The sequence below is a fragment of the Candidatus Baltobacteraceae bacterium genome, assembly GCA_036489885.1.
GTDB lineage: Bacteria > Vulcanimicrobiota > Vulcanimicrobiia > Vulcanimicrobiales > Vulcanimicrobiaceae > JAFAMS01.
Map to the genome: position 1 here is coordinate 385,591 of DASXEW010000001.1, position 19,815 is coordinate 405,405.

24 protein-coding genes are annotated in these 19,815 nt (G+C 59.6%); 13 read left to right on the forward strand and 11 right to left on the reverse strand.

The annotated features are described in order from the left end of the window. Positions 1-63 precede the first annotated feature (63 nt). The 7 genes from VGG22_01850 to VGG22_01880 all read left to right on the forward strand — a co-directional run bounded on the left by VGG22_01850 (position 64) and on the right by VGG22_01880 (position 8,264). Entirely contained in the window at positions 64-1,398 is a 1,335-nt protein-coding gene (locus tag VGG22_01850; protein ID HEY1727106.1) for a substrate-binding protein, read from the forward strand. Positions 1,399-1,494: 96 nt separating this feature from the next. Then, on the forward strand, positions 1,495-2,340 hold the full coding sequence (locus VGG22_01855) for a branched-chain amino acid ABC transporter permease (protein ID HEY1727107.1): 846 nt from the start codon (positions 1,495-1,497) through the stop codon (positions 2,338-2,340). Beyond that, a complete protein-coding gene (locus tag VGG22_01860; GenBank protein HEY1727108.1) occupies positions 2,337-4,166 on the forward strand; it encodes a branched-chain amino acid ABC transporter ATP-binding protein/permease in 1,830 nt (609 codons plus the stop codon). Before VGG22_01855 ends, VGG22_01860 begins: the two co-directional genes overlap by 4 nt. Further along, a complete protein-coding gene (locus tag VGG22_01865) occupies positions 4,163-4,861 on the forward strand; it encodes an ABC transporter ATP-binding protein (GenBank protein ID HEY1727109.1) in 699 nt (232 codons plus the stop codon). Before VGG22_01860 ends, VGG22_01865 begins: the two co-directional genes overlap by 4 nt. Positions 4,862-4,878: 17 nt before the next feature. Beyond that, a complete protein-coding gene (locus VGG22_01870; protein HEY1727110.1) occupies positions 4,879-5,883 on the forward strand; it encodes a TRAP transporter substrate-binding protein in 1,005 nt (334 codons plus the stop codon). After that, on the forward strand, positions 5,884-7,797 hold the full coding sequence (locus VGG22_01875) for a TRAP transporter large permease subunit (GenBank protein HEY1727111.1): 1,914 nt from the start codon (positions 5,884-5,886) through the stop codon (positions 7,795-7,797). Continuing rightward, the gene (locus VGG22_01880; GenBank protein HEY1727112.1) at positions 7,755-8,264 is read left to right on the forward strand and encodes a hypothetical protein; all 510 of its coding nucleotides are present in this window, start codon (positions 7,755-7,757) and stop codon (positions 8,262-8,264) included. Before VGG22_01875 ends, VGG22_01880 begins: the two co-directional genes overlap by 43 nt. A 5-nt stretch (positions 8,265-8,269) precedes the next feature. Here the strand turns inward: VGG22_01880 and VGG22_01885 are convergent, their stop codons facing one another. Genes VGG22_01885 through sufC form a run of 5 tightly spaced genes read right to left on the reverse strand, consistent with a single transcriptional unit; the run spans position 8,270 to position 12,154 of the window. Further along, on the reverse strand, positions 8,270-8,530 hold the full coding sequence (locus tag VGG22_01885; GenBank protein HEY1727113.1) for a hypothetical protein: 261 nt from the start codon (positions 8,528-8,530) through the stop codon (positions 8,270-8,272). Between the two features lie 59 nt (positions 8,531-8,589). Beyond that, positions 8,590-8,988: an SUF system NifU family Fe-S cluster assembly protein gene (locus tag VGG22_01890; protein ID HEY1727114.1), complete on the reverse strand. Its 399-nt coding sequence runs from the start codon at positions 8,986-8,988 to the stop codon at positions 8,590-8,592. A 1-nt stretch (position 8,989) separates the two neighbouring features. Next, positions 8,990-10,249, reverse strand: coding sequence for a cysteine desulfurase (locus VGG22_01895; GenBank protein HEY1727115.1), 1,260 nt, complete (start codon positions 10,247-10,249; stop codon positions 8,990-8,992). Further along, the gene (sufD, locus tag VGG22_01900) at positions 10,246-11,397 is read right to left on the reverse strand and encodes a Fe-S cluster assembly protein SufD (GenBank protein HEY1727116.1); all 1,152 of its coding nucleotides are present in this window, start codon (positions 11,395-11,397) and stop codon (positions 10,246-10,248) included. Before sufD ends, VGG22_01895 begins: the two co-directional genes overlap by 4 nt. After that, the gene (sufC, locus tag VGG22_01905; GenBank protein HEY1727117.1) at positions 11,384-12,154 is read right to left on the reverse strand and encodes a Fe-S cluster assembly ATPase SufC; all 771 of its coding nucleotides are present in this window, start codon (positions 12,152-12,154) and stop codon (positions 11,384-11,386) included. Before sufC ends, sufD begins: the two co-directional genes overlap by 14 nt. A 91-nt stretch (positions 12,155-12,245) precedes the next feature. Here sufC and VGG22_01910 point away from each other — a divergent pair, with 91 nt between their 5' ends. Both VGG22_01910 and VGG22_01915 read left to right on the forward strand, forming a co-directional pair. Then, entirely contained in the window at positions 12,246-12,872 is a 627-nt protein-coding gene (locus tag VGG22_01910; GenBank protein HEY1727118.1) for a methanogen output domain 1-containing protein, read from the forward strand. Then, positions 12,869-13,396, forward strand: coding sequence for an iron-sulfur cluster assembly scaffold protein (locus tag VGG22_01915; protein HEY1727119.1), 528 nt, complete (start codon positions 12,869-12,871; stop codon positions 13,394-13,396). The genes VGG22_01910 and VGG22_01915 overlap by 4 nt, the downstream gene beginning before the upstream one ends. Positions 13,397-13,466: 70 nt before the next feature. Here VGG22_01915 and VGG22_01920 read toward each other — a convergent pair whose 3' ends face one another. From VGG22_01920 to VGG22_01940, 5 genes are all read right to left on the reverse strand, one after another. Then, on the reverse strand, positions 13,467-13,838 hold the full coding sequence (locus VGG22_01920) for a hypothetical protein (GenBank protein ID HEY1727120.1): 372 nt from the start codon (positions 13,836-13,838) through the stop codon (positions 13,467-13,469). A 217-nt stretch (positions 13,839-14,055) separates the two neighbouring features. Then, positions 14,056-14,607, reverse strand: a complete 552-nt coding sequence (locus tag VGG22_01925; protein HEY1727121.1) for a YceI family protein — start codon at positions 14,605-14,607, stop codon at positions 14,056-14,058. 71 nt (positions 14,608-14,678) lie between these two features. Then, positions 14,679-15,314: an MBL fold metallo-hydrolase gene (locus VGG22_01930; protein HEY1727122.1), complete on the reverse strand. Its 636-nt coding sequence runs from the start codon at positions 15,312-15,314 to the stop codon at positions 14,679-14,681. After that, positions 15,311-15,790, reverse strand: a complete 480-nt coding sequence (locus VGG22_01935) for a flavin reductase family protein (protein ID HEY1727123.1) — start codon at positions 15,788-15,790, stop codon at positions 15,311-15,313. The genes VGG22_01930 and VGG22_01935 overlap by 4 nt, the downstream gene beginning before the upstream one ends. Next, positions 15,780-16,412, reverse strand: a complete 633-nt coding sequence (locus VGG22_01940) for an O-methyltransferase (protein ID HEY1727124.1) — start codon at positions 16,410-16,412, stop codon at positions 15,780-15,782. The genes VGG22_01935 and VGG22_01940 overlap by 11 nt, the downstream gene beginning before the upstream one ends. A gap of 79 nt (positions 16,413-16,491) precedes the next feature. Between VGG22_01940 and VGG22_01945 the strand changes: the two genes are divergently transcribed. From VGG22_01945 to VGG22_01960, 4 genes are read left to right on the forward strand one after another with little or no spacing between them, the layout of a single operon-like run. Beyond that, entirely contained in the window at positions 16,492-17,133 is a 642-nt protein-coding gene (locus VGG22_01945; GenBank protein HEY1727125.1) for a Fe-Mn family superoxide dismutase, read from the forward strand. Further along, positions 17,130-17,843, forward strand: coding sequence for an LON peptidase substrate-binding domain-containing protein (locus VGG22_01950; protein ID HEY1727126.1), 714 nt, complete (start codon positions 17,130-17,132; stop codon positions 17,841-17,843). Before VGG22_01945 ends, VGG22_01950 begins: the two co-directional genes overlap by 4 nt. Positions 17,844-17,858: 15 nt before the next feature. Further along, on the forward strand, positions 17,859-18,392 hold the full coding sequence (locus VGG22_01955; GenBank protein HEY1727127.1) for a redoxin domain-containing protein: 534 nt from the start codon (positions 17,859-17,861) through the stop codon (positions 18,390-18,392). Beyond that, positions 18,389-19,372, forward strand: a complete 984-nt coding sequence (locus VGG22_01960) for a hypothetical protein (GenBank protein HEY1727128.1) — start codon at positions 18,389-18,391, stop codon at positions 19,370-19,372. Before VGG22_01955 ends, VGG22_01960 begins: the two co-directional genes overlap by 4 nt. Here the strand turns inward: VGG22_01960 and VGG22_01965 are convergent. Then, positions 19,289-19,777 (reverse strand): urate hydroxylase PuuD, encoded by a 489-nt coding sequence (locus VGG22_01965; protein HEY1727129.1) that lies wholly within the window; start codon positions 19,775-19,777, stop codon positions 19,289-19,291. The two genes, VGG22_01960 and VGG22_01965, sit on opposite strands and share 84 nt — an antisense overlap. Between the last annotated feature and the right edge of the window lie 38 nt (positions 19,778-19,815).

Sequence of the window (19,815 nt, forward strand, 5' to 3'; positions counted from 1 at the left end):
GTGAGAACAATCCGCCACGACCATTAAGGGCTTTCCCAACGTAGATTGAGAGGGGCTATTCCCGTGTCAGAAAGATTCGAAGCGCCGCTGTCACGCCGCGCGATCCTGGCTGGCGGCGCCGGCCTCGTCGGGACGACGTTATGGCCGACGATAATCGGCGCCGCCGGCGAGGCACCTATCGGTACGTGGCCGGACGGTACTACAGGTAATACGGTTACGATCGGCGCGGCCGTGCCGCGTACCGGCACCTATGCGGTACAGGGCGAGGACGAGCTCAAAGGCATGCAACTTGCCATCGAGCACATCAATAGCGGCGATCCGCTGATCAAAAAGATTGCGCCGAAAGTCACAAAAGGCGTTCTCGGCAAACAAGTGCAGCTTGTCGTCGCCGATTCGGGCGCTAAACCCAACGACGCAGTCCAAGAACAACAGAAATTTATCACGGACAATAAGGTCATCGCGATGACCGGCGCGACGTCGTCGGCGGTTGCCGTAGCACTCAACCATTTCGCTCAACGTTCGAAGGTGCTGTACCTCACCGCGATTTCGGGCTCGAACGACACGACCGGCAAGGACTGCGTGCGCTACGGGTTCCGTCAGTGCTTCTACGGCGAGACGGCTGCAAACGCAATCGGGCCGGTAATCGTCAAGAACTTCGGCAAGAACCGTAAGGCCGCGTTCATGACGCCGGACTACACCTACGGCCACACGGTGACGAAGTCGGTCAACGACTATCTGAGCCAAAACGCCGGCTGGCAGCAGGTCACCGACCAAGTGTCGCCGCTCGGGACTCAGGACTTCAGTCAATATCTCACCAACATCGCCCACTCGGGCGCCGACTTCATCATCAACGTGAATTGGGGCCGCGATGCGGTGTTGTCGATTCAGCAGGCCAAGCAGTTCGGTTTAATCCCGAAGATGCAGCTGGTGGTTCCTTATCAAATCCCGTTCCTCGCCAAGGAAGTGGGACCGGAACTCACGCAGGGCGTTTTGGCTGCAACGGATTTCTGGTGGACACTTGAGGACAAGTTCCCACTGGCGAAGATGTTCGTCAATTCGTTCAACGCGAAGTACGGCTACCGGCCGGAGTGGGGCGCCGAGAACGGATACATGCAGTTCGCCATTTGGGCGCGCATGGTATCCGAGGCGGGCACCTTCTATCCGCCGGATGTCATCAAACAGTACGAGAAGGGCGAGACCTTCCCGTCATTCGTCGGCGACGTGCATTTCCGCGCCGCCGATCACCAATTGGTCCGTCCGGTCATCATCGTGCGCGGCAAGAAGCCGAGCGCGATGAAGAACAGCGAAGACTATTGGGAGGTTCTTGACATCGTCCCCGGCGAGCCGCTGATGCAGAAACCCGACGCATTCGGGTGCAGTCTCGGCGACTACACCTAACCATCGTCGCGAACTCATGCGTGGTCCGCTTCAATTGCGGGCCACGCATTTCTCGCGGGGTCGATAGTCATAAACTGGTCTGACCTACTCCCACAGATGTTCAACGGGCTGGTGCTCGGCGCATTATTGGCGCTGATAGCATCCGGCCTTACGATTATTTATGGCACCCTCGGCGTTCTCAACCTTGCGCACGGTGCGATGTTCATGCTCGGCGGGTACGCGGGATGGGTCGCGTTTCACAATACGCATAACTTCATCGTTGCCGTGATCGCCGGGACGCTCTTTGGGCTGATCGTCGGAATCGTGACGGAACGCGTGATCATTCGCCATTTCTATTCACGTCCGCCCGAGGACCAGTTGCTCGTTACCTTTGGTCTCGGCATCGTATTCGTCGAGACCGTTCGCTTCTTTTTCGGCAGCCTCTCGAAGACGACGACGCTCCCGTCCGAATTGAACGGAATCATCAACCTCGGATTCATGGTCTACCCGGCGTACCGGTTGTTGATGGTCGCGATCGTCGCAGTGGCGCTGTTCGTACTCTATGTCGTTCTCTACCGTACGCGTATCGGAATGATCGTGCGTGCCGGCATCGAGGATTCGGCCATGGTCGATGCGCTCGGTATCGACGTCTACAAGGCGTTCATGCTGGTCTTCGGCGTCGGCGCCATGGCTGCAGGCTTCGCCGGAATCATCAATGCCCCGATCGTATCGCTCTCGCCGGACATCGGTGACGCAATCCTCGTGCAAACATTCGTCGTCATCGTCATCGGCGGCGTCGGTTCATTCCCCGGCGCCATACTAGGCGGACTAATCGCAGGCGAAATCATCAGCGTTACGTCGATGTTCAACCCGGGCTACTCCTACGTGATGCTATTCGTAGCGATGACGCTGGTCTTGGTGCTTCGTCCCTACGGTCTGCTCGGTGCCGCAGGACGAGAATGAGACAACGTCCACTTCTCGTCGAGCTGCTGACGGCAGCGGCGCTGATTGCAGCGCCGTTTGTATTACCGCACCTCGGCTTTACGTCGACCACGATCAACCGAATCCTGATCTGGGGGTTGTTCGGAGTCGGCTTCGATATTCTCTTCGGTTTCAGTGGTCTGCTCTCGTTCGGTCAGTCGGCATTCTTCGGCGCTGGTGGTATGATCATGGCCTACCTGCTCACCCAAATGAACTTCACGAACGTAACGGGCGCGTTGTTCATCGGGATGGTCTCGGCAGCCGTCATCGGCTACTTGGTCGGATTGATTGCGCTGAGGCGCACCGGCATTTACTTTGCGATGATCACCGTCGCGATCGCGGAAGTGTTTTATTTCGTCGAGTTCAACCCGCTTTCGCGCTTTACGGGTGGCGAGAACGGATTGCCGGGCGTGCCGACGCCAAGTCTCTGGCTCGGCTTTACGACCATCAACTTCGGCAACGACTGGATGATCTACATCTACCTGGCGGCGTGGTACTTCATCGGTGTGGTGATTGCGCTGCGGATCGTGCGCTCGCCGGGCGGCGCGATACTGAGCGCGATCCGTGAGAATCCCCTACGTGCTGCAGCCGTCGGGCACAATATTCACAGTTACAAGCTCGCCGCGTTCATCATCGCAGCGGCCTATGCCGGTTTTGCGGGTGGGCTGCTCGGCTTGATGCAGGGCTTCATGCCGCCAGACGCGTTTACGTTCGACACGTCGGGACAGCTGGTGATGCAAACGGCAATTGGCGGTGCCGGAACGCTGTTCGGACCGCTCGTCGGTGCGGCGGTGTGGTTCTATCTCAGCGATTTTCTTCAGACGACGCTGCATTTGGGCGCGACCTGGAAGTTGGTGCTGGGTCTCATCTTTGTACTGCTCGTTTGTTTCTTACGCCACGGTATCGTCGGCGCGTTTGTCTCCGCGTGGCGTCTGGTCACCATGCGCGGCAAGACTCGCGAAGCCGCGGAGCAGTCCGTAGCGCCGGTTGCAGGCACGGCCGTCGTCGAGTTCATGCCCGTGACGCAAACGAAAGCGGCGTCCAACAGCAACGAGACGATTCTGCGGGCCGAAGGCGTCACCAAGCGTTATGGCGGTCTGATCGCAAACGATCACATCGATTTTACAGTGCGCAGCGGTGAATTGCGCGGCATCATCGGTCCGAACGGCGCAGGCAAGTCGACGTTTTTCAAGATGCTTACCTGCGAAGTTTCGCCGACCTCGGGGACGATTCGCTTTGAGGATCGCGACATCACCGGCTTCACGAGCACGCAAGTCTGCCAGCTTGGCATGACCAAGAGTTATCAGGTCAACCAGCTGTTCAACCGGCTCACGGTGCGCGAGAACATCACAGTAGCGGCGCTCTCGGAGAAGCGTGGCCCGTTCCGCCTCGATTTCCTGCGCAGCATGGACAGCGTGCGCGGTCTGCACGAACGCGTGGAAGAAACGCTCGAGCTCGTACAGCTCAGCAATCGTGCATCTTCGCCGGTTTCAGAGCTCGCGTACGGCGAGAAGCGGCGGCTCGAAATCGGGTTGGCCTTGGCAACGTCACCGAAATTGTTGCTGCTCGATGAGCCGCTCGCGGGCTTGAGTCCGCGCGAACGCGTTCAGACCGTCCAGCTGATGAAGTCGATCAACGTGGGCCGCACGACCGTCGTCATCGATCATGATATGGATGCGATCTTTGAGTTGGCAGAAACGATCACGGTGCTTGTACGAGGCCGCGTGTTGGTTGAAGGCGCGCCCGAAGAGATTCGGCGGAACAGCGCAGTACAGGAAGCCTATCTCGGCGTGAGCGAGGCGGTATGAGCCTCCTCGAGGTCAAGTCGCTCAATAGCTACTACGGCGATTCGCACATTTTGTTCGACGTCGGGTTACGCGTTGAAGCGCACGAGGTCGTAGCCTTGCTCGGTCGCAACGGCGCCGGAAAAAGCACGACGTTGAAAAGTCTGATTGGTCTCGTGCGTCCGCACTCGGGTTCGATCGTTTTCGACGGTGAGGAGATTGCCGGTAAACCCGCGCATGCGATTGCCCAGGCGGGTATGCAACTCGTGCCGGAGGACCGCCGCATCTTCGGTAGTCTCGACGTCGAGGAGAATTTAGTGCTGGCCGGCCTCAGCGCAAAGAACGCTTGGACTCTCGACCGCATTTACGACGTTTTTCCGCGTCTCGCAGAACGGCGCCGCAGCCGCGGGACGGACCTCTCGGGCGGCGAGCAGCAAATGCTGGCAATCGCTCGCGCCTTGATTCGCAGTCCCAAGCTCATTCTGCTCGACGAGCCGTTTGAGGGACTGGCCCCCGTCATCGTTCACGACCTCATCGCGGTTTGCCGCAAGTTGGCCGACGAAGGCCAGACGATCGTGCTTGTCGAGCAGAACATTGCGGCCACGCTGGGCCTGGCGCACCGCGCCTATCTCATCAGCAACGGCCACGTCGTGCACGAGGGTCCGGCCGCGGAAATCAAAGCCGACCCCGAGTTCCTCCAAAAGCATCTCGGCGTCTGACGCAGAAGGCACCGCGCATGAAATACACCCGTCGCACATTTGCCGCGGGAGCGACTGCAACGTTTGCTTCCATCGGCGTCGTGCGCTCGCAAGCACGAGCCGCGCAATTCGCATATAAGTATGCCAGCAACATCGACGTCTCGCATCCACTCAACGTCCGCATGGTCGAGATGTGGAAAGCCGTCAAAGACGAGACCAAGGGCCGTCTCGAGGTCCAGAATTTCCCGAACAATCAGCTCGGCGGCGATACGGCGATGCTCACGCAGCTGCGTTCAGGCGCATTGCAATTCTTCACGCTGGACGGCGGCATCTTGCAATCGGTCGTGCCGGTCGCTGCAATTCAAGGCGTTGGTTTTGCGTTCCGTAATTCCGCCGACGCGTTTCGCGCGATGGACGGAGCGCTCGGTGATTACGTCCGCAGCGATATCAAGGCCAAAGGCCTGTGGGTGTTCGACCGGATGTGGGACAACGGGATGCGCGACATCACGTCGGCCAAAGGCCCGATTCGCACAGCCGACGATCTCGTCAATTTCAAGATTCGTACGCCCGCAGGAAAGTTGTGGGTCGATCTGTTCAAGGCGCTGGGCGCGTCACCGACCCCGCTCAATTTCAACGAAGTCTACACGGCGCTGCAGACGCACGTGATCGACGGTCAGGAGAATCCGCCCGCAATTCTGCAAACCGCCCGGCTCTACGAAGTCCAGAAATATCTGAGCATCACGAATCACATGTGGTCGGCGTTTCATTTACTTGGGAACATGGATGCGTGGAATGCACTTCCGCCTGACATCCAGGCCGTCGTGACGCGTAACTCGCGCACGTACGCTCTGCTGCAGCGACGTGACGTGCAGCTCCTCAACGACACGCTGATCGACAAGCTGCATCGCGAGGGAATGGCGGTCAACAACGCCGATGTCTCGACGTTCCGCTCGAAGCTCGGCGGCTTCTACCATCAATATCACACCGAATTCGGCGATACCGCGTGGAGTTTGCTCGAACGATACAGCGGTAAACTCGGCTAGGTGACTGATACCGCGGACGTGACCGCTTCGATCGAAGCGGGCGGGGGGATCGTCCCGAGCGCAACCGGTCTGTGGCGGCCTTGGACGGTCGCGATCGACCGCGCGATCGGCGCGATCCTGGAACCGGTAGCATCCGTGATCCTCGTCGTCGAGGTCATCATCTTGGCGAGCGGGGTGTTCTCGCGTTACGTCCTGCACAACGCGATCGTCTGGACCGACGAGCTTGCGACGATTCTGTTTCTGTGGCTCGCCATGATGGGAGCGGTCATCGCGTACCGGCGCGGCGAACACATGCGATTGACGGCGCTGTATCGCCGGCGTCCTCACCGGCAACAGCAGATATTCGATGCGATCACAGCCGTCGTCGTGTCGTTGTTCGCAATCGAGCTGATGCCCTCGAGCTACGCGTTCATCGTACAGGAAACGATCGATCTAACGCCCGCGCTCAATATTCCACGATCGTACGTCGTCTCGGCAATCACGGTCGCATTGGTCTTGATGTTGATCATTTCGATCATGCGGCTCATTGATTCGGATTGGCGTATCGCCGTGCCCGTCGTTGGGGTCGCGGTCGTAGTTTCCGTGGGTGCCGTCTTACTGCATCCCTTCCTGGTCCCACTCGGCAATCTCAATCTGCTGTTGTTCTTCGTCGTGTTGGTCGGAGCGCTGATCGCGATCGGAGTTCCGATCGCATTTTCGTTTGGGTTCGCGACGCTGAGTTATCTGGCGCTTACAACGTCGGTGCCGCTGAATACCGTCGTCGGTCGCATGGACGAAGGTGTCTCGAATCTCGTCCTGCTAGCGGTTCCGCTGTTCGTGCTGCTCGGATTGCTGATGGAAGTCTCCGGAATCGCGAAACGTCTGGTGGATGCAATTGCGTCGCTCATTGGACATGTGCGCGGGGGCCTCGGTATCGTGCTGCTGGGCGCAATGTATCTCGTAAGCGGAATCTCCGGCTCTAAGGCTGCCGACATGGCGGCAATTGCGCCGGTGCTCTTCCCCGAGATGGAACGCCGTGGACAAAAGCGCGCCGAGATGATTTCGCTGCTCTCGGCTTCGGGCGCGATGTCGGAAACGATTCCTCCGAGTCTCGTCTTGATCATCATCGGCTCAGTGACCGGCGTCTCGATCGCTGCGCTCTTCACCGCCGGACTCTTGCCGGCTGCAATTTTGGCGCTCTCGCTTGTCGTCGTCGTCCTGTGGCGCTCGAAAGACGACAAAGTCGAACTCGCCAAGCGTCCGTCGCTCGGATTCATCGTCAGGGCGATCATCGTAGCAATACCGGGACTCTTGCTGCCGCTGGTCATTCGATTCTTTGTGCTCGATGGAATTGCGACGGCAACCGAAGTGAGCACGGTCGGCATCATCTACACGATCTTCATCGGCATCTTTGTCTACCGCGAGTTTCCGATCAAGCGGATCTATCCGATTTTGCGTGAGACGAGCGCCCTGACCGGCGCGATCTTGCTGATCATCGCTACCGCGACCTCAATGGGTTGGTCGCTGACGCAATCCGGCTTCGCGCAACAGCTCGCCACGTCGCTCGCTGCTGCACCCGGCGGTAAAGTCGGATTCATCGCAATGTCGATCGTGGTGTTCATCGTACTCGGTTCCGTGCTCGAAGGGATTCCGGCGATGGTGCTATTCGGGCCGCTCCTCTTTCCAATCGCGCAGCAATTCCACGTCCACGAGGTACACTACGCGATCATCGCGATCATCGCGATGGGCATCGGACTCTTTGCGCCGCCGCTCGGTGTCGGATACTACGGAGCGTGCGCAATCGGGAAGGCGTCGCCCGACGAGGCCGCGATACGCGTGATACCATATCTCGGTGCCGTCTTGATCGGCCTCATCATCATCGCATACGTCCCATGGTTATCGCTCGGATTCTTAGGCAAATCGTTCGGACACTAAAAACCCTCGCGGCCTGCATTGCTCTCATCGGCGCCGCGACGGCGTGTACGCAATCCGTTGAGCCGCTTGCGACGCCCAAGCGCGTCGAGTCTTTTTGCAGCACCCATCCGGTTCACGAGTATCCGAAGACGACGTCGATGGGAAGCATCATGACGTCAGTCTACGATTCGCTTCCGACCGGGCCCGGTATCCCCACGCTTGCAAAATACCGGGCCGATCTGAAAACCTCCGACGGTGCGATCGAGTACTACGATCGTCTGCGATTGCTGAAGCCCGGGCTTGCAAAACAACTCGGTTCGAGCGACGACTATGTCGTTGCGCGCGAAGTGATCTTCAACAACGATCTCGTTTCCGATTTCGAGCGCTACATCTACATGGATCTGCTGGACCACGGAGTCTACCGTTGGCAAGCGTTGCGCGCATCCGACGTTCAGAACGTCTGCAGTCAGGGTCAGCGCTTGATGTAGCCGCGCTAGCGGCTGTAGAGATGGGCGCGAATCGTCGAGCCCAAGAGCGTCTCGACCAGCAATCCGGAGACAACGGCGATCAGCTCCAGCACCGCAAACTCATGCTGCACGTCGACGAGCGTGACGCTCAGCATTAGGGCTGCACCGGCGATGAGAATCACGAACCCCAGCACGAAGTGCCAAAGCCCACGCCACGCAAATTTGCCGATGTCTCTGATCAACTGCGCCGGCGGGCGTGTCCCGATGTTCCACAGGATGAAGGCCATCGCGTGCAACAAGATCGCCGCGAAGACGAACGGCGCAATGCGGAACAGGAACGGATCGACTATGACGGTTCCTCGTCGGGCCAGCCGGCAATTTCTCCAAGCGCTGCCGAGCGCGCGACCTTTAGCCCGAGCGTCGCGCACTTCATGCGAGCCGGGCTGATTCCGATGCCAACGTTGTCGAGCACGACTTGTTTGTCGAGCTTGGCGACCGCTTCAACGTGCATCCCTTTGATCGTGTCACTCAGCATCGACGCCGATGCCTGACTGATTGCGCAGCCGCGTCCCGAAAAGCGAACGTCCTCGACGATGCCGTCGCGATTCACTCTGAGGTCGAAGCGAATCCTGTCACCGCACAAGGGATTGAGATCCTCGAACGTCGCCGTTGCGTCTTCGAGCTGTCCGAAGTTGTGCGGATCGCGGTAGTGTTCGAGAATGTACTCTTTGTAGAAATCGTCCATGCTAGCCGGGCAGTTTGAAGATGTCCGCCGCTTTTTGAAGCGATGCAACCAGTGCGTCGACGTCGGCTTCCGTGTTGTAGACATAGAACGAGGCTCGCGCGGTTGCCGGCCAGCCCATCTTTTCCATCAACGGCATCGTGCAGTGATGGCCTGCGCGAACGCAAACGCCGTCCGTGTCGAGGATTGACGCGACGTCGTGCGCGTGAACGTCGCCGAGGTTAAACGAGATGACGCCGGCGCGCTTCGAAGCCGGCAATGGCCCATACACGACCAGACCGCGGCGCTCCAGCGCTTGCAAGCGCTCGAGGGCATACGTCGTCAAGGAAATCTCGTGCGCGCGAACCCAATCCATCCCGATGTCGCTCAAGTAGTCGACTGCCGCACCGAGGCCGATTGCATCGGCTACGTTGCTGGTCCCGGCTTCAAACTTCCAAGGAATTTCATTGTATTCGGTGTGCGTGTACTCGACGCGCTTGATCATGTCGCCGCCCGTAAGGAACGGGGGCATCGCTTCGAGCAGTTCGCGCTTGCCGTAGAGAAAACCAATGCCGGTCGGACCCAGCATCTTGTGTCCGCTAGCGGCCAAGAAATCGACGCCGAGCTTTTGTACGTCGACGTGCAAATGCGGGACGCTTTGTGCGGCGTCGACCAGGACGCGTGCGCCGGCTGCATGTGCACGCTGCGTCAGCAACTCGAGCGGCGCGATCGTGCCGAGCGTATTGCTGACATGCGAGAGCGCAAGCAGCTTGACGCCGTCGAACAACCGGTCGAGATCGTCCAGGACGTGCTCGCCGTTTGCGTCGACGGGGATGAACCGAAGCTCAGCGCCGGTGCGCTCGGCCAATAGCTGCCAGGGGACGAGATTGCTGTGATGCTCGACTTGCGTCGTGAGGATCGCATCGCCGCGATGGATGTTGTGAAGGCCCCACGTGTACGAGACGAGATTGATCGACTCGGTTGAGTTACGAGTCCAGATGACTTCGGCGTCGTCAGCCGCGTTGATGAAGCGCGCCAGCTTAGCGCGGGCTTCTTCGAATGCTGTCGTGGCGCGTTCCGCGATCTCATAGACGCCGCGGTGGATGTTGGCGTTGTACTCGCTGTAATACTTGACGAGCGCGTCAATGACGGATTGCGGCTTTTGCGAGGTTGCGGCCGAATCCAAGTAGACGAGCCGCTTACCACGCGACGTGGGCTTGTGCAGGATCGGAAAATCCCGCAGGATACGTTCTTGAACGGCGTCCGGACGAACGGTCGCGGTCATCCGATTTTCCCGGCGAGCGCGGCGCGCAGCTCCGCGCGCAACTTCTCGGTCGGGAACCGAACCAGCGCCGGCTCGAAAAAGCCGAGTGCGATCATGCGCTCCGCATCGTGGCGTTCGATGCCGCGGCTCATCGCATAGAACAGCTCGTCGTCGTCGATCGCGCCGATTGTCGCGCCGTGAAAGGCCTTAACGTCGTTTGCACCGATCTCGAGCGCCGGAATGCTGTCGATGTGCGCGTCTTTCGAAAGCAGCAGCGCATCGTCACGCAGCGTCGCATCGACGCCGTGGGCCGATGGGTGGATACGAATATTGCCGATGAAGCGCGCCTGACCGCGATCGATTGCCGCGCTCTTGAAAATCGTTTCGGATTGCGTTTGTGCGGCCGGATGATCGGTCTCGGATTTGAGATCGACGTGCTGGAGTTTATTCGGGAAGAATACTCCCGCGATCGTGGTCCGCGCACCGGCTTCGAGCGTCGTTGACTTCACGTCGCCGATCGACACGTCGGCGCCCAGCTCGGCAATCGCCCAATTCACCTCGGCATCGCGTGCGGCGTTTCCGCGACGGCTCCAGAAGACGCGAACGCCGTCCGGTAAATCCTGAATCGCTGCATACGTGATCGACGCATGCTCGAGCGCGACGATCTCGACGATCTCGCTCACGAGCTCGAGATTTGCCGCGGGATCGTAGCGTGTCACGATCGTTGCGCGTGCCCCTTCGGATGCCGCAACAAGTACGTATGGGAATGCCGCCGGGCCTTCGAGCCGCTGTGTGATGACGATCGGCTCTTCGATGACCGCGCCCTTGGGCAAGAAGATGAAGACGCCGCCTTCGCGCCGCGCCGCATTGAGTGCGGTGAAACGTCCGACCCGCCAATCGACGGCCTTGCCTTCGGTTGCACTGATGACGGATGCGTGTTCGCCGGTAGCGTCTCGTATGTCGATAGCGACGACGCCTTTGTGCTTGGCTTCTTCGGAAATCTCGAATCGCGGCGAAACGTCTCCAGCCTGCACCTCTTCGAGTGCAAGCTTCGTGAGGTCGATCTTCCAGTAGCGTCCCGGTACGGGTCCCGGTGGAGGCAGCGTGCGTGCAAGTGCGAGCGCTTCATCACGCCCGGCGCGCGACGGAACGACGCTAAGCTGTGCCACTCGTGATCTCGTCGCGAATATTGTCGTAGCCCTCAGCTTCGATGCGATGCGCAAGATCGGCGTCCCCGGTCTTGACGATGCGGCCGTCCATCAACACGTGCACGACGTCAGGCTCGACGAATTGCAGGATGCGTGGATAGTGCGTGATGATGAGGAAACCGGTGTCTCTGCCTGCGCCCGAGCGCAGCGTCGTCAGCGATTCGCCGACGGCGCGCAACGCGTCAACGTCCAGACCCGAGTCGGTCTCGTCGAGAATCGCGTACTTCGGAGCAAGAATGCCAAGTTGCAGCATCTCGAGACGCTTTTTCTCGCCGCCCGAAAACCCGTCGTTGACGTAACGTCCGAGGAACGACGTATCGATGCCGAGATGATCGAGCTGTTCGAAGACTAGCGCGCGAAATTGGGCTGGGTTGAGATCGCTACCGCGAACCGAGGTGCGCGCCGTGCGCAAGAAGTTTGCGACGCTGACGCCCGGTATGGCGGCCGGGTACTGAAAGGAAAGAAACAATCCCAGCTTGGCTCGCTTGTCGGGCGAAAGAGCCAGCAGGTCCTCGCCGTCCAGGGTCGCGGCGCCGCGAGTAATTTGGTAGCTGGGATGTCCGGCGAGAGCGAAGGCTAGTGTCGATTTGCCGCTTCCGTTCGGCCCCATGAGGGCGTAGACGCGTCCAGGCTCGATGGTCAGGTCGATCCCCTTGAGGATCTCTGTCGAATCGCCCGTCGTTACGTGAAGATCGGATACGTTCAGCCCGCTAGCCATACTGCTCCATCGTAAGGTTTTGGCCTAGAGAAAGTCAAGGAAACCCTGGACTTTCCTCCTGGCGCCGTGATACGATTACATGCGACAAAGTATGCAGACCGAGCGCTTCTTTGCCACGACCAAGGGCCGGATAGCCGCAGCCTTGCGGCGGAGAAAATCCGCGTCGGCAGCCGATTTGGCCGTGGAACTCGACCTCTCACCAAATGCGATCCGGCAGCAGCTCGCGGGACTGCAGCTTGAGGGGTTAGTCAGTGAGCGTCCCGTGCGGCGCGGCAAGACGAAGCCGACCCACGAGTTTTCGCTTACGAGCGACGGTGAACGGCTCTTTCCGCAGCGCTACGATCTGCTTCTCAACGCGGTGTTGCGTGAAGTGCGCGACCTCGGCGGGGACGATGCGGTCAGCGAGATCTTCGAGCGCATGGGACGCCGAGCGGCGGAGAAGATGTCCTCACGTGCCGGTGACAAGCAAGGTGAAGAACGTGTCGGTGCGCTCGTCGACCTGCTGCGCGAACACGGCGTCGAAGCCGATTACAACGCCGACGGCAAGACATACGAGATTCGCGAGCACAATTGCCCGTACGCGGAGACCGTAAAGGAGCACCCACAAGTCTGCTCTGTGATTCACACGGTCTTGGGAGACTTGTTCCCCGCGGGTAGCAAGCAGACGGAATCGCTTGCAACCGGCGGCGACGCGTGCCGGTTCGAAGTCAAAGTATGAACTTCCCGAAATTCCAGAAGCTGGTCGAAGAGCGTACCGGTTTCCGCACGATGGAGAGCCCGATGGCGACGGGCGAGTATTTCAGCGACTCGTGCGGCGATATGTACACGTATTATTTGCAGATCGGTCCCGGTGAGGTCATCGAGGACCTTTCGTATTTTACGACCGGTTGCGGTTTCGGAACGGCTACGTGCAGTCTGCTCGTCGAGCTCGCGCGCGGGAAGACGATTGACGAAGCACTGGCGATTACGGACGCCGATATCGAGAACGCCCTCGACGGCTATCCCGATAAAAAGAAAGACTATCCGGAGCGTTCGCGTCTCGCGCTCATTGCCGCGATCGAAGATTATCGCGCCAAGCGCTCCACCGGAAAGATCAGTGACGACATGCTCGCGCAAGCTGCGGCAACTGCAGCTGCCGCGCGCGCCGCGACGCTCCCCGGAAACGGGAAAACGTCACAAGACGAAAATGCCGGACCGCGCATCATGCAAGACGCCGGCAAAGTCACGATCAAGCTACACTAGCCTTTGTCATCCCGAGCGTAGCGCCCGCAGGCGCGTAGTCGAGGGACAGCGGTAATCTCTGAGGCCGTGGTTATCTTCGCAGCCATGCCTGAAAGGCATGACCGGCTTCATTCCACGAGTCTTGCGGTCGCGTAACCGGTCTTGCACTCGGATGCTGCGCGACGAAGTCCGGCGATCTGAGTTGCGGGGCAAGATACATTTCTCCGCACGCATTTTCAATTCGAAGCGGGATTGACTTGCCGGAGATGCGCGCCGAGCAGAGCACAGCGGCGGTTATCCACGTTTTGCGAAGTTGTACATCCATCGTCGAGTTCGGCCAACAGACATCGAGAATTTGCGTAGATTCCTGTGGAAACTCCTGACTTGCCGTCATTAAGTCATCTAGAGCACCGCTGTACGACTCGCCGTCGCTGGGTTCACCTGGCTCGGCCGTGACGATCATTAAGCGAACGTCTTCCAGTGTGGCCCACGCGCCGATGTAACTTCGCGGAAGATGACCACGATCCAACTGCCAACGCGCATAGCCGCTGCAGGCGGCCCCGAAATTCGCGCACGGCGCGAGCGACGTCAGAAGCACACTCCGAAGGGAATTTGTTGGAAGCACTGTCGCTGTCCCTCGACTACGCGCCTGCGGGCGCTACGCTCGGGATGACACGCGTTTACAAAATGGCTTCGGCTTCGATCGTGATGAGGACGCTGTTCGCGACGACTGCTTGCGGGTAGCCCGGCCCGATTCCCCATAGCGTGCGATCGATCGTCGCGGTCGCGCTGTAACCGACGTGGGTGCGTCCGCGGCCGTCCGTAATGGTGCCGTTGACCGTTCCGTTGACGACGATCGGCTTCGTTACACCGTGGAACGTGAGATCGCCGTTCATGACGAACGTGGTTCCGCTCCCGGTTATCGACGTGCTCTTGAACGTCATCTCCGGGAATTGATCGACATTGAAAAATTTCTCCGAACGCAGATCGCTGTCACGCTGATTGTTATGCGTGTCGATCTTGGTCAGATCCATCACGGCCGTGATCGACGTTGGGATCTTGCTCGAATTTAGCACCACGGTGGTGGACTTTACCGGGATCGTACCTTCGACCGTCGAGATCAATAAATGCTTGACGGCGAAATGCGTCTGCGTGTGATTGGGGTCGAGCGAAGGTTCGTCGGCTCGAACCGCGGGCGCGAGGGCCAGGAAAAATGCGGCGGCCGCGATCATGGAAGCCCGAGTGAATCTCAACATACGCACGAAACCTATCAGCGAAGCCTGAAAAGAACCTGAATGGGGTTCTAGGTGAGGTACGGATTCCCAGTCCGTTCGTCGCCGATCGTTGTAGCCGGGCCGTGCCCTGGGACTACGATCGTCTCATCGGGATAGTCGAGAAGCTTCGTGCGGATGCTGTGGACGATATCCTCGAGCGAGGTCCCGCCGAGATCCCATCTTCCCACGGAACCGCGAAAGAGCGTGTCGCCGCTCAGAATTCTGGTATTACCGTCGACCTCGAGCGCGAAGCTGGTACTTCCCGGCGTATGCCCGGGCGTGTGGATGCAGGTTACGCTCACCGATCCTGCGCGCAAGACGAGCGCATCTTCGAGATCTCCGTCGAGCGTCGTCGGCGCAAGCGCGATCGGAAGGCCCACCCAACGCCCTTGTTCGGTTAATTGCGCGTAGAGCGGACGATCGCCGGGATGAAGCAGGCCTGCACCGCCGACGCGTTCGCGCAACATGCCGAGGGCTCCGATATGATCGAAGTGCGCGTGCGTGTGGACGAGATATTTCGGACGAAGCTTGTGTTCTTCGAGAACGCTCGCGATGTGGTCGACGTCGTCTCCACCGTCGACGACGATGGCTTCGCCGGTTGCCTCATCACCGAGAACGCTGCAGTTACAGCCCAGCGGTCCAACCGGAAAGTGGAGTGCGATCATGGGACGTCGATTCCAAAATCGCGGTAGCCCGCATTAAGGTAACCTAAGGGCCGTCCATCGGTGGCGCCGCAATCGAGCACCTCGCCGAGAAATAACGTGTGCGTCCCCGCGCTGTGTTCTTCGGCCAGACGGCAGTCGACGAACGCGAGGCAACCGTCGATGACGGGGGCGCCGGTGGCGGCGCGTCGCCTCGCCACGCCTTCGAAACGATCGGTGCGTCGCGCGTGATCGGCAAAGAGCTTTGCGATCTCTTCCTGGCCGATCCCGAGAATGTTGACGCAGAAGATCGACGAGCGCGAAATCATCGGATGAGCTGAGGCCTCGCGGTTGACGCATACCAGCACCATGGGCGGGTCGGCCGACACGCTGGTAAACGCGTTGGCCGTGAAACCGTAGGGTACGCCGTCGGTCAGCGTCGTAACGATGGTGACGCCGGTCGGAAAGCGGCGCATCGCGTCGCGGAAATTATTCGACACGCGCACCGATGCCGACGCCATCCCCAAGCGGGATGATGGTCGCATCCAAAAGCGGATGATGCAAGAACAAGTCGTTAAAGCGCCGGATCGCGCGCGTGTCCTCCGTGTCCGAAGGCTGCTCCGAAGCCGCGGCTTTGCCGCCCCAGAGAAGGTTGTCGACGATCATCAGTCCCGAACGCTTGAGCATCGGCACGCAAATCTCGAGATATTCCGGATACTGATCTTTGTTGGCGTCGAGAAAAACGATATCGAGATTTCGATGCGAAAGCGTTTCGAGAATCTCGAGCGCAGGCTGGTTCATGATGTCGATTTTGCCCGCGACGCCGGCGCGTTCAAAGAATTGCGCCGCAATGTTCGTTCGTTCGCGATCCGGATCGATCGTCCAAATTTTCCCGGCGGGCGGCATTGCGAGCGCCATCCACAGTGTCGAATATCCGTACGCCGTACCGATTTCTAGGATGCGATTTGCCTGCATGCAGTGGACAAGCGTGGAAAGCAGCCGCGCGGTGGCGCGATCGACGATCGGGATCCCCGCGGAAATACCGAGCTCTTCGAGCTCGAGTACGAGCGGCGAGGGCTGCGTGTGCAGGTGCGCGAGGTAGGCGAGGTCTTGGTCTCCCACGCCGTATGTTTGCCGCCAGCGGTGGAGGGGAACCTTTTTATACCACCTTTCTTCATCGAGCGAGGATAACGTATTTTCCGTGGCAACGCTTACACTTGCGACACAGACCTACGCGCCAAAGAAGTGGAACTTGTCCGGCTTGAAGGGGATCTCAGACAAGACGCTCGAGATGCATTTTGGCTTGTACGAGGGCTACGTCAAGAACACGAATTTGCTGAACGAACAGATTGCCGGCAAGATCGAGGGCGGCCATGCATCCGCGACCGATTTGGAATTTAGTGAATTGAATCGCCGTCTCGGCTTCGAGTACAACGGCATGCGGTTGCACGAGCTCTACTTCAACAATCTCACCGGCGCAGGCCGAGAGCCGGGCCCCGAATTGAGCAAGGCGCTTGCGGGCACTTACGGCGACTTCGAAACATGGAAAAAAGACTTCGCCGCAATCGGCTCGATGCGCGGCGTCGGTTGGGCGATCGCCTATCAAGATCCGGCCAACGGCCGCATTACAAATCACTGGGTAGAGCTGCACCAGGACGGCAATCTCGCGACATTCGCTCCGATCGTCGTTATGGACGTGTGGGAACATGCATTCATGCTCGACTATAAGCCCGCAGAACGCCCCAAATACATCGAAGCCTTTTTTGCGAACGTCGATTGGGAGACGATTGCAGGCCGTCTCGTGCGAAAAGACGCTAGCGGAACGGTGCCCACGATAAGGTGAGCGAGCGCCTTCGGCTCTTCCCGCTGAACACGGTGCTCTTCCCCGGCGCGACGTTGCATTTGCACGTCTTCGAGCCGCGTTACAAACAATTAGTCGCCGAATGTCTCGATCAAGGCGAGGCATTCGGCGTCTGTCTGATTCGTGAAGGTAGTGAGGCCGGAGACCCGGAGGTTAATCCGCACGACGTCGGGACGGCGGCAGAGATCGTCGAGGTGATGCCGCTACCATTCGGACGCTACTACGTGAGCACCGTGGGGAAACGGCGATTCAAGATCACCGGCATCATAAGCCGGGAACCGTATCTGTTGTGCGAGGTCGAATATCTCGACGAACCGGCCGGCGATGCGACCGCACTCGATGCGCTCGTCGATCGCGTGCGGGCATCGTTCGAAGAATACGAGCATTTGCTCGTTTCGTACGTCGGTCCGGCCGCAGCGGTCGATCTCCCGCTTGACCCGGTTGAAGCTTCGTTCGTGATCGGAAGTGCGCTTCAAATCGCGGATCTCGTCAAACAACGTCTCTTGGAAACGACCGACGTCGAGCAGCGTCTTCGAATCGAAATCGAGTTCTTACGCCGGCTCTTGCCGCAGCTCCGAGCACGCATCGAACGCGAACGCACGCAGCCTACTCCGGTGCGTCGCGAGCCGCTCGGCGGCGAAGCGCGTTCGCAGCAGGAAAGTTACTACGGAAAGTTTTTCAGTTTGAACTAGCGAACGCCGGGCGACGTGCGCGCGATCTGGGTAATCGTCGGCGTTCTTATCGTCGCCGGTTTAGCGGTTACGTTCTATCTTGGCGGTGGACCGCGCCGTCCCGACGTCGTCGCCGGCCCGTCATCGCTAGCCGGTGCGCCGGCGGCCAGCTTCGAAGTCATCCGGGCCGACGGTTCTCCCGATGCGCTCGCGCGCTATCGCGGAAAAGTCGTGCTCGTCAACTTATGGGCGACGTGGTGTCCGCCGTGCCGCGAAGAGATGCCGGCACTCGAGAAGCTTTATCGCGCGCATCTGGCACAAGGCTTCGTTGTTCTCGGCATCGATCAAGGTGAATCTGCAAAGATTGCTGCCGGCTACGCGCGCGGACGCGGCGTCACGTTTCCGATTCTCATCGACGATCAACAACAGTACGGACGCGCATACGGCGCCGAAGGTTTGCCAACGTCCGTGCTGGTCGACCGAACCGGGCATATCGTTAAGGGTGTCGACGGCGAGATGACGCTGGATGCGATGCAAGCGCTCGTAATGCCGGTTTTGAAGACGAAGTGAACGCGCGTTTTGCGGGGGTGTTCGCCGAGCTGATCGCGTGCGCGCTCGTGATCGCGCAGATCGTCGTTCCCGGCGCCCCGCTCTTTCACACCTGGCAGTACGCGCTTGCGCTCGCCGTCGTTGCGTGGTTGTTGATCGTCAGCGCTACGCGCAGCAAACGCGCGTTGTTCGCGATCTCGGTCCTGGGCGCGTTGATCGTGCTCGCCGATGGATTCGCATCCGGCTTGCTGGGCGCAGATACGGAACGCATTGCGCGCGCTCCGGGGACGGTCGCTCCGATCCCGGATATCGCCGCTGCCGCGTTTTTCTCGAGCGCATCGTCGCAATCGATCGCAAAAAACAATGCCGTCATCGCGATCCGGCGACGAAACCATACGGACATCGTCGTAACGCCGGGCTCGAGGGAATTTCTCGGCGCGTGGCTGCTGACGGCCGAAGCAATGCCCGTTGCGTACGTCGAGGCCTTCGATGACTCCGGCGATCATCTCACCGTGACGCAACCGACCGGGAGCGCATTTCTGTCCCCTTTTCTGCTCTTTCGTACGCGGCAAGAAATTGCCGGAGGCATGCATCCGATCGACGGCTTCGCGCTGCCCGGTGGAAACCGAAGCGTGAAGGTCGTGTACTTCTCACCGGACGACGTCGTGCGTTTGAAAGTGCAGCTTCCGCCCTCGGCTGCCGGCGGGCCCGCGATTCTCTACGACGTTTTCGATGCCGGATCGAATCATTCGCTGGGCATCGGAGTGGCCGCATCAGGCGTCGAAACGGAAATCGGCGGGGTTCGCTTGCGCGCGACGCTGGGAACGTATCCGCAGCTCGTGGTCGCAAGCGCCCCCCACCCTTACGTGTTGATCTTGGGGCTGTTCTTTATCGTCGTGGGGCTGGCTGGTTCGCTCTTACAGTCCGACCACGGCGCGATGCGTGAATCCGAACGCCATGAAGAAGAGCATGGGGATGGAGAGCAGCACGTTGGTACGTGAAGCCAAGAAGGCTAAGCGCCGTGACTTGGCCTTTTGCTCGTCGGTAACGCCCTCGACGAAGCCGAGAACCTTCATGTTGTTCGGGAAGATTATCAGCCAAACGTTGAGCAGCATGATCGTGCCGAGCCACGCACCGACGCCGATTCCTGCGTAGGGCGGCTGAAGCGCGAACGCGGAGATGAAGTGCTGGCCTAGCAGTGCCGCGCCGAAGATCCACGTTCCGAGCGCGGACCAGCGGAAGTACTCGAGTGCGCGAGGCGCGACGAATTTCGTAATGCCCTTTGCGCTGCCGTCATTGGCCGCATTGGCCTGCGCGAGCGCTTGCCCTTGTACGAAATTAAAATAGTACAGCAAGCCGATCCACATGATGCCGAATAAGAAATGTAACCAACGTACCAGAGGCATTTCCATGGTTATGCTCCTACCGGCTGAATCGCTTTGAC

Excerpts from the sequence above, each read along its gene's own strand:
- VGG22_01855 (HEY1727107.1), top strand. The coding sequence starts at position 1,495 with ATGTTCAACGGGCTGGTGCTCGGCGCATTATTGGCGCTGATAGCATCC.
- VGG22_01860 (HEY1727108.1), top strand. The coding sequence starts at position 2,337 with ATGAGACAACGTCCACTTCTCGTCGAGCTGCTGACGGCAGCGGCGCTG.
- VGG22_01865 (HEY1727109.1), top strand. The coding sequence starts at position 4,163 with ATGAGCCTCCTCGAGGTCAAGTCGCTCAATAGCTACTACGGCGATTCG.
- VGG22_01870 (HEY1727110.1), top strand. The coding sequence starts at position 4,879 with ATGAAATACACCCGTCGCACATTTGCCGCGGGAGCGACTGCAACGTTT.
- VGG22_01880 (HEY1727112.1), top strand. The coding sequence starts at position 7,755 with ATGGTTATCGCTCGGATTCTTAGGCAAATCGTTCGGACACTAAAAACC.
- VGG22_01885 (HEY1727113.1), bottom strand. The coding sequence starts at position 8,530 with ATGGCCTTCATCCTGTGGAACATCGGGACACGCCCGCCGGCGCAGTTG.
- VGG22_01890 (HEY1727114.1), bottom strand. The coding sequence starts at position 8,988 with ATGGACGATTTCTACAAAGAGTACATTCTCGAACACTACCGCGATCCG.
- VGG22_01895 (HEY1727115.1), bottom strand. The coding sequence starts at position 10,249 with ATGACCGCGACCGTTCGTCCGGACGCCGTTCAAGAACGTATCCTGCGG.
- sufC (HEY1727117.1), bottom strand. The coding sequence starts at position 12,154 with ATGGCTAGCGGGCTGAACGTATCCGATCTTCACGTAACGACGGGCGAT.
- VGG22_01910 (HEY1727118.1), top strand. The coding sequence starts at position 12,246 with ATGCAGACCGAGCGCTTCTTTGCCACGACCAAGGGCCGGATAGCCGCA.
- VGG22_01915 (HEY1727119.1), top strand. The coding sequence starts at position 12,869 with ATGAACTTCCCGAAATTCCAGAAGCTGGTCGAAGAGCGTACCGGTTTC.
- VGG22_01920 (HEY1727120.1), bottom strand. The coding sequence starts at position 13,838 with ATGATCGTCACGGCCGAGCCAGGTGAACCCAGCGACGGCGAGTCGTAC.
- VGG22_01925 (HEY1727121.1), bottom strand. The coding sequence starts at position 14,607 with ATGATCGCGGCCGCCGCATTTTTCCTGGCCCTCGCGCCCGCGGTTCGA.
- VGG22_01930 (HEY1727122.1), bottom strand. The coding sequence starts at position 15,314 with ATGATCGCACTCCACTTTCCGGTTGGACCGCTGGGCTGTAACTGCAGC.
- VGG22_01965 (HEY1727129.1), bottom strand. The coding sequence starts at position 19,777 with ATGCCTCTGGTACGTTGGTTACATTTCTTATTCGGCATCATGTGGATC.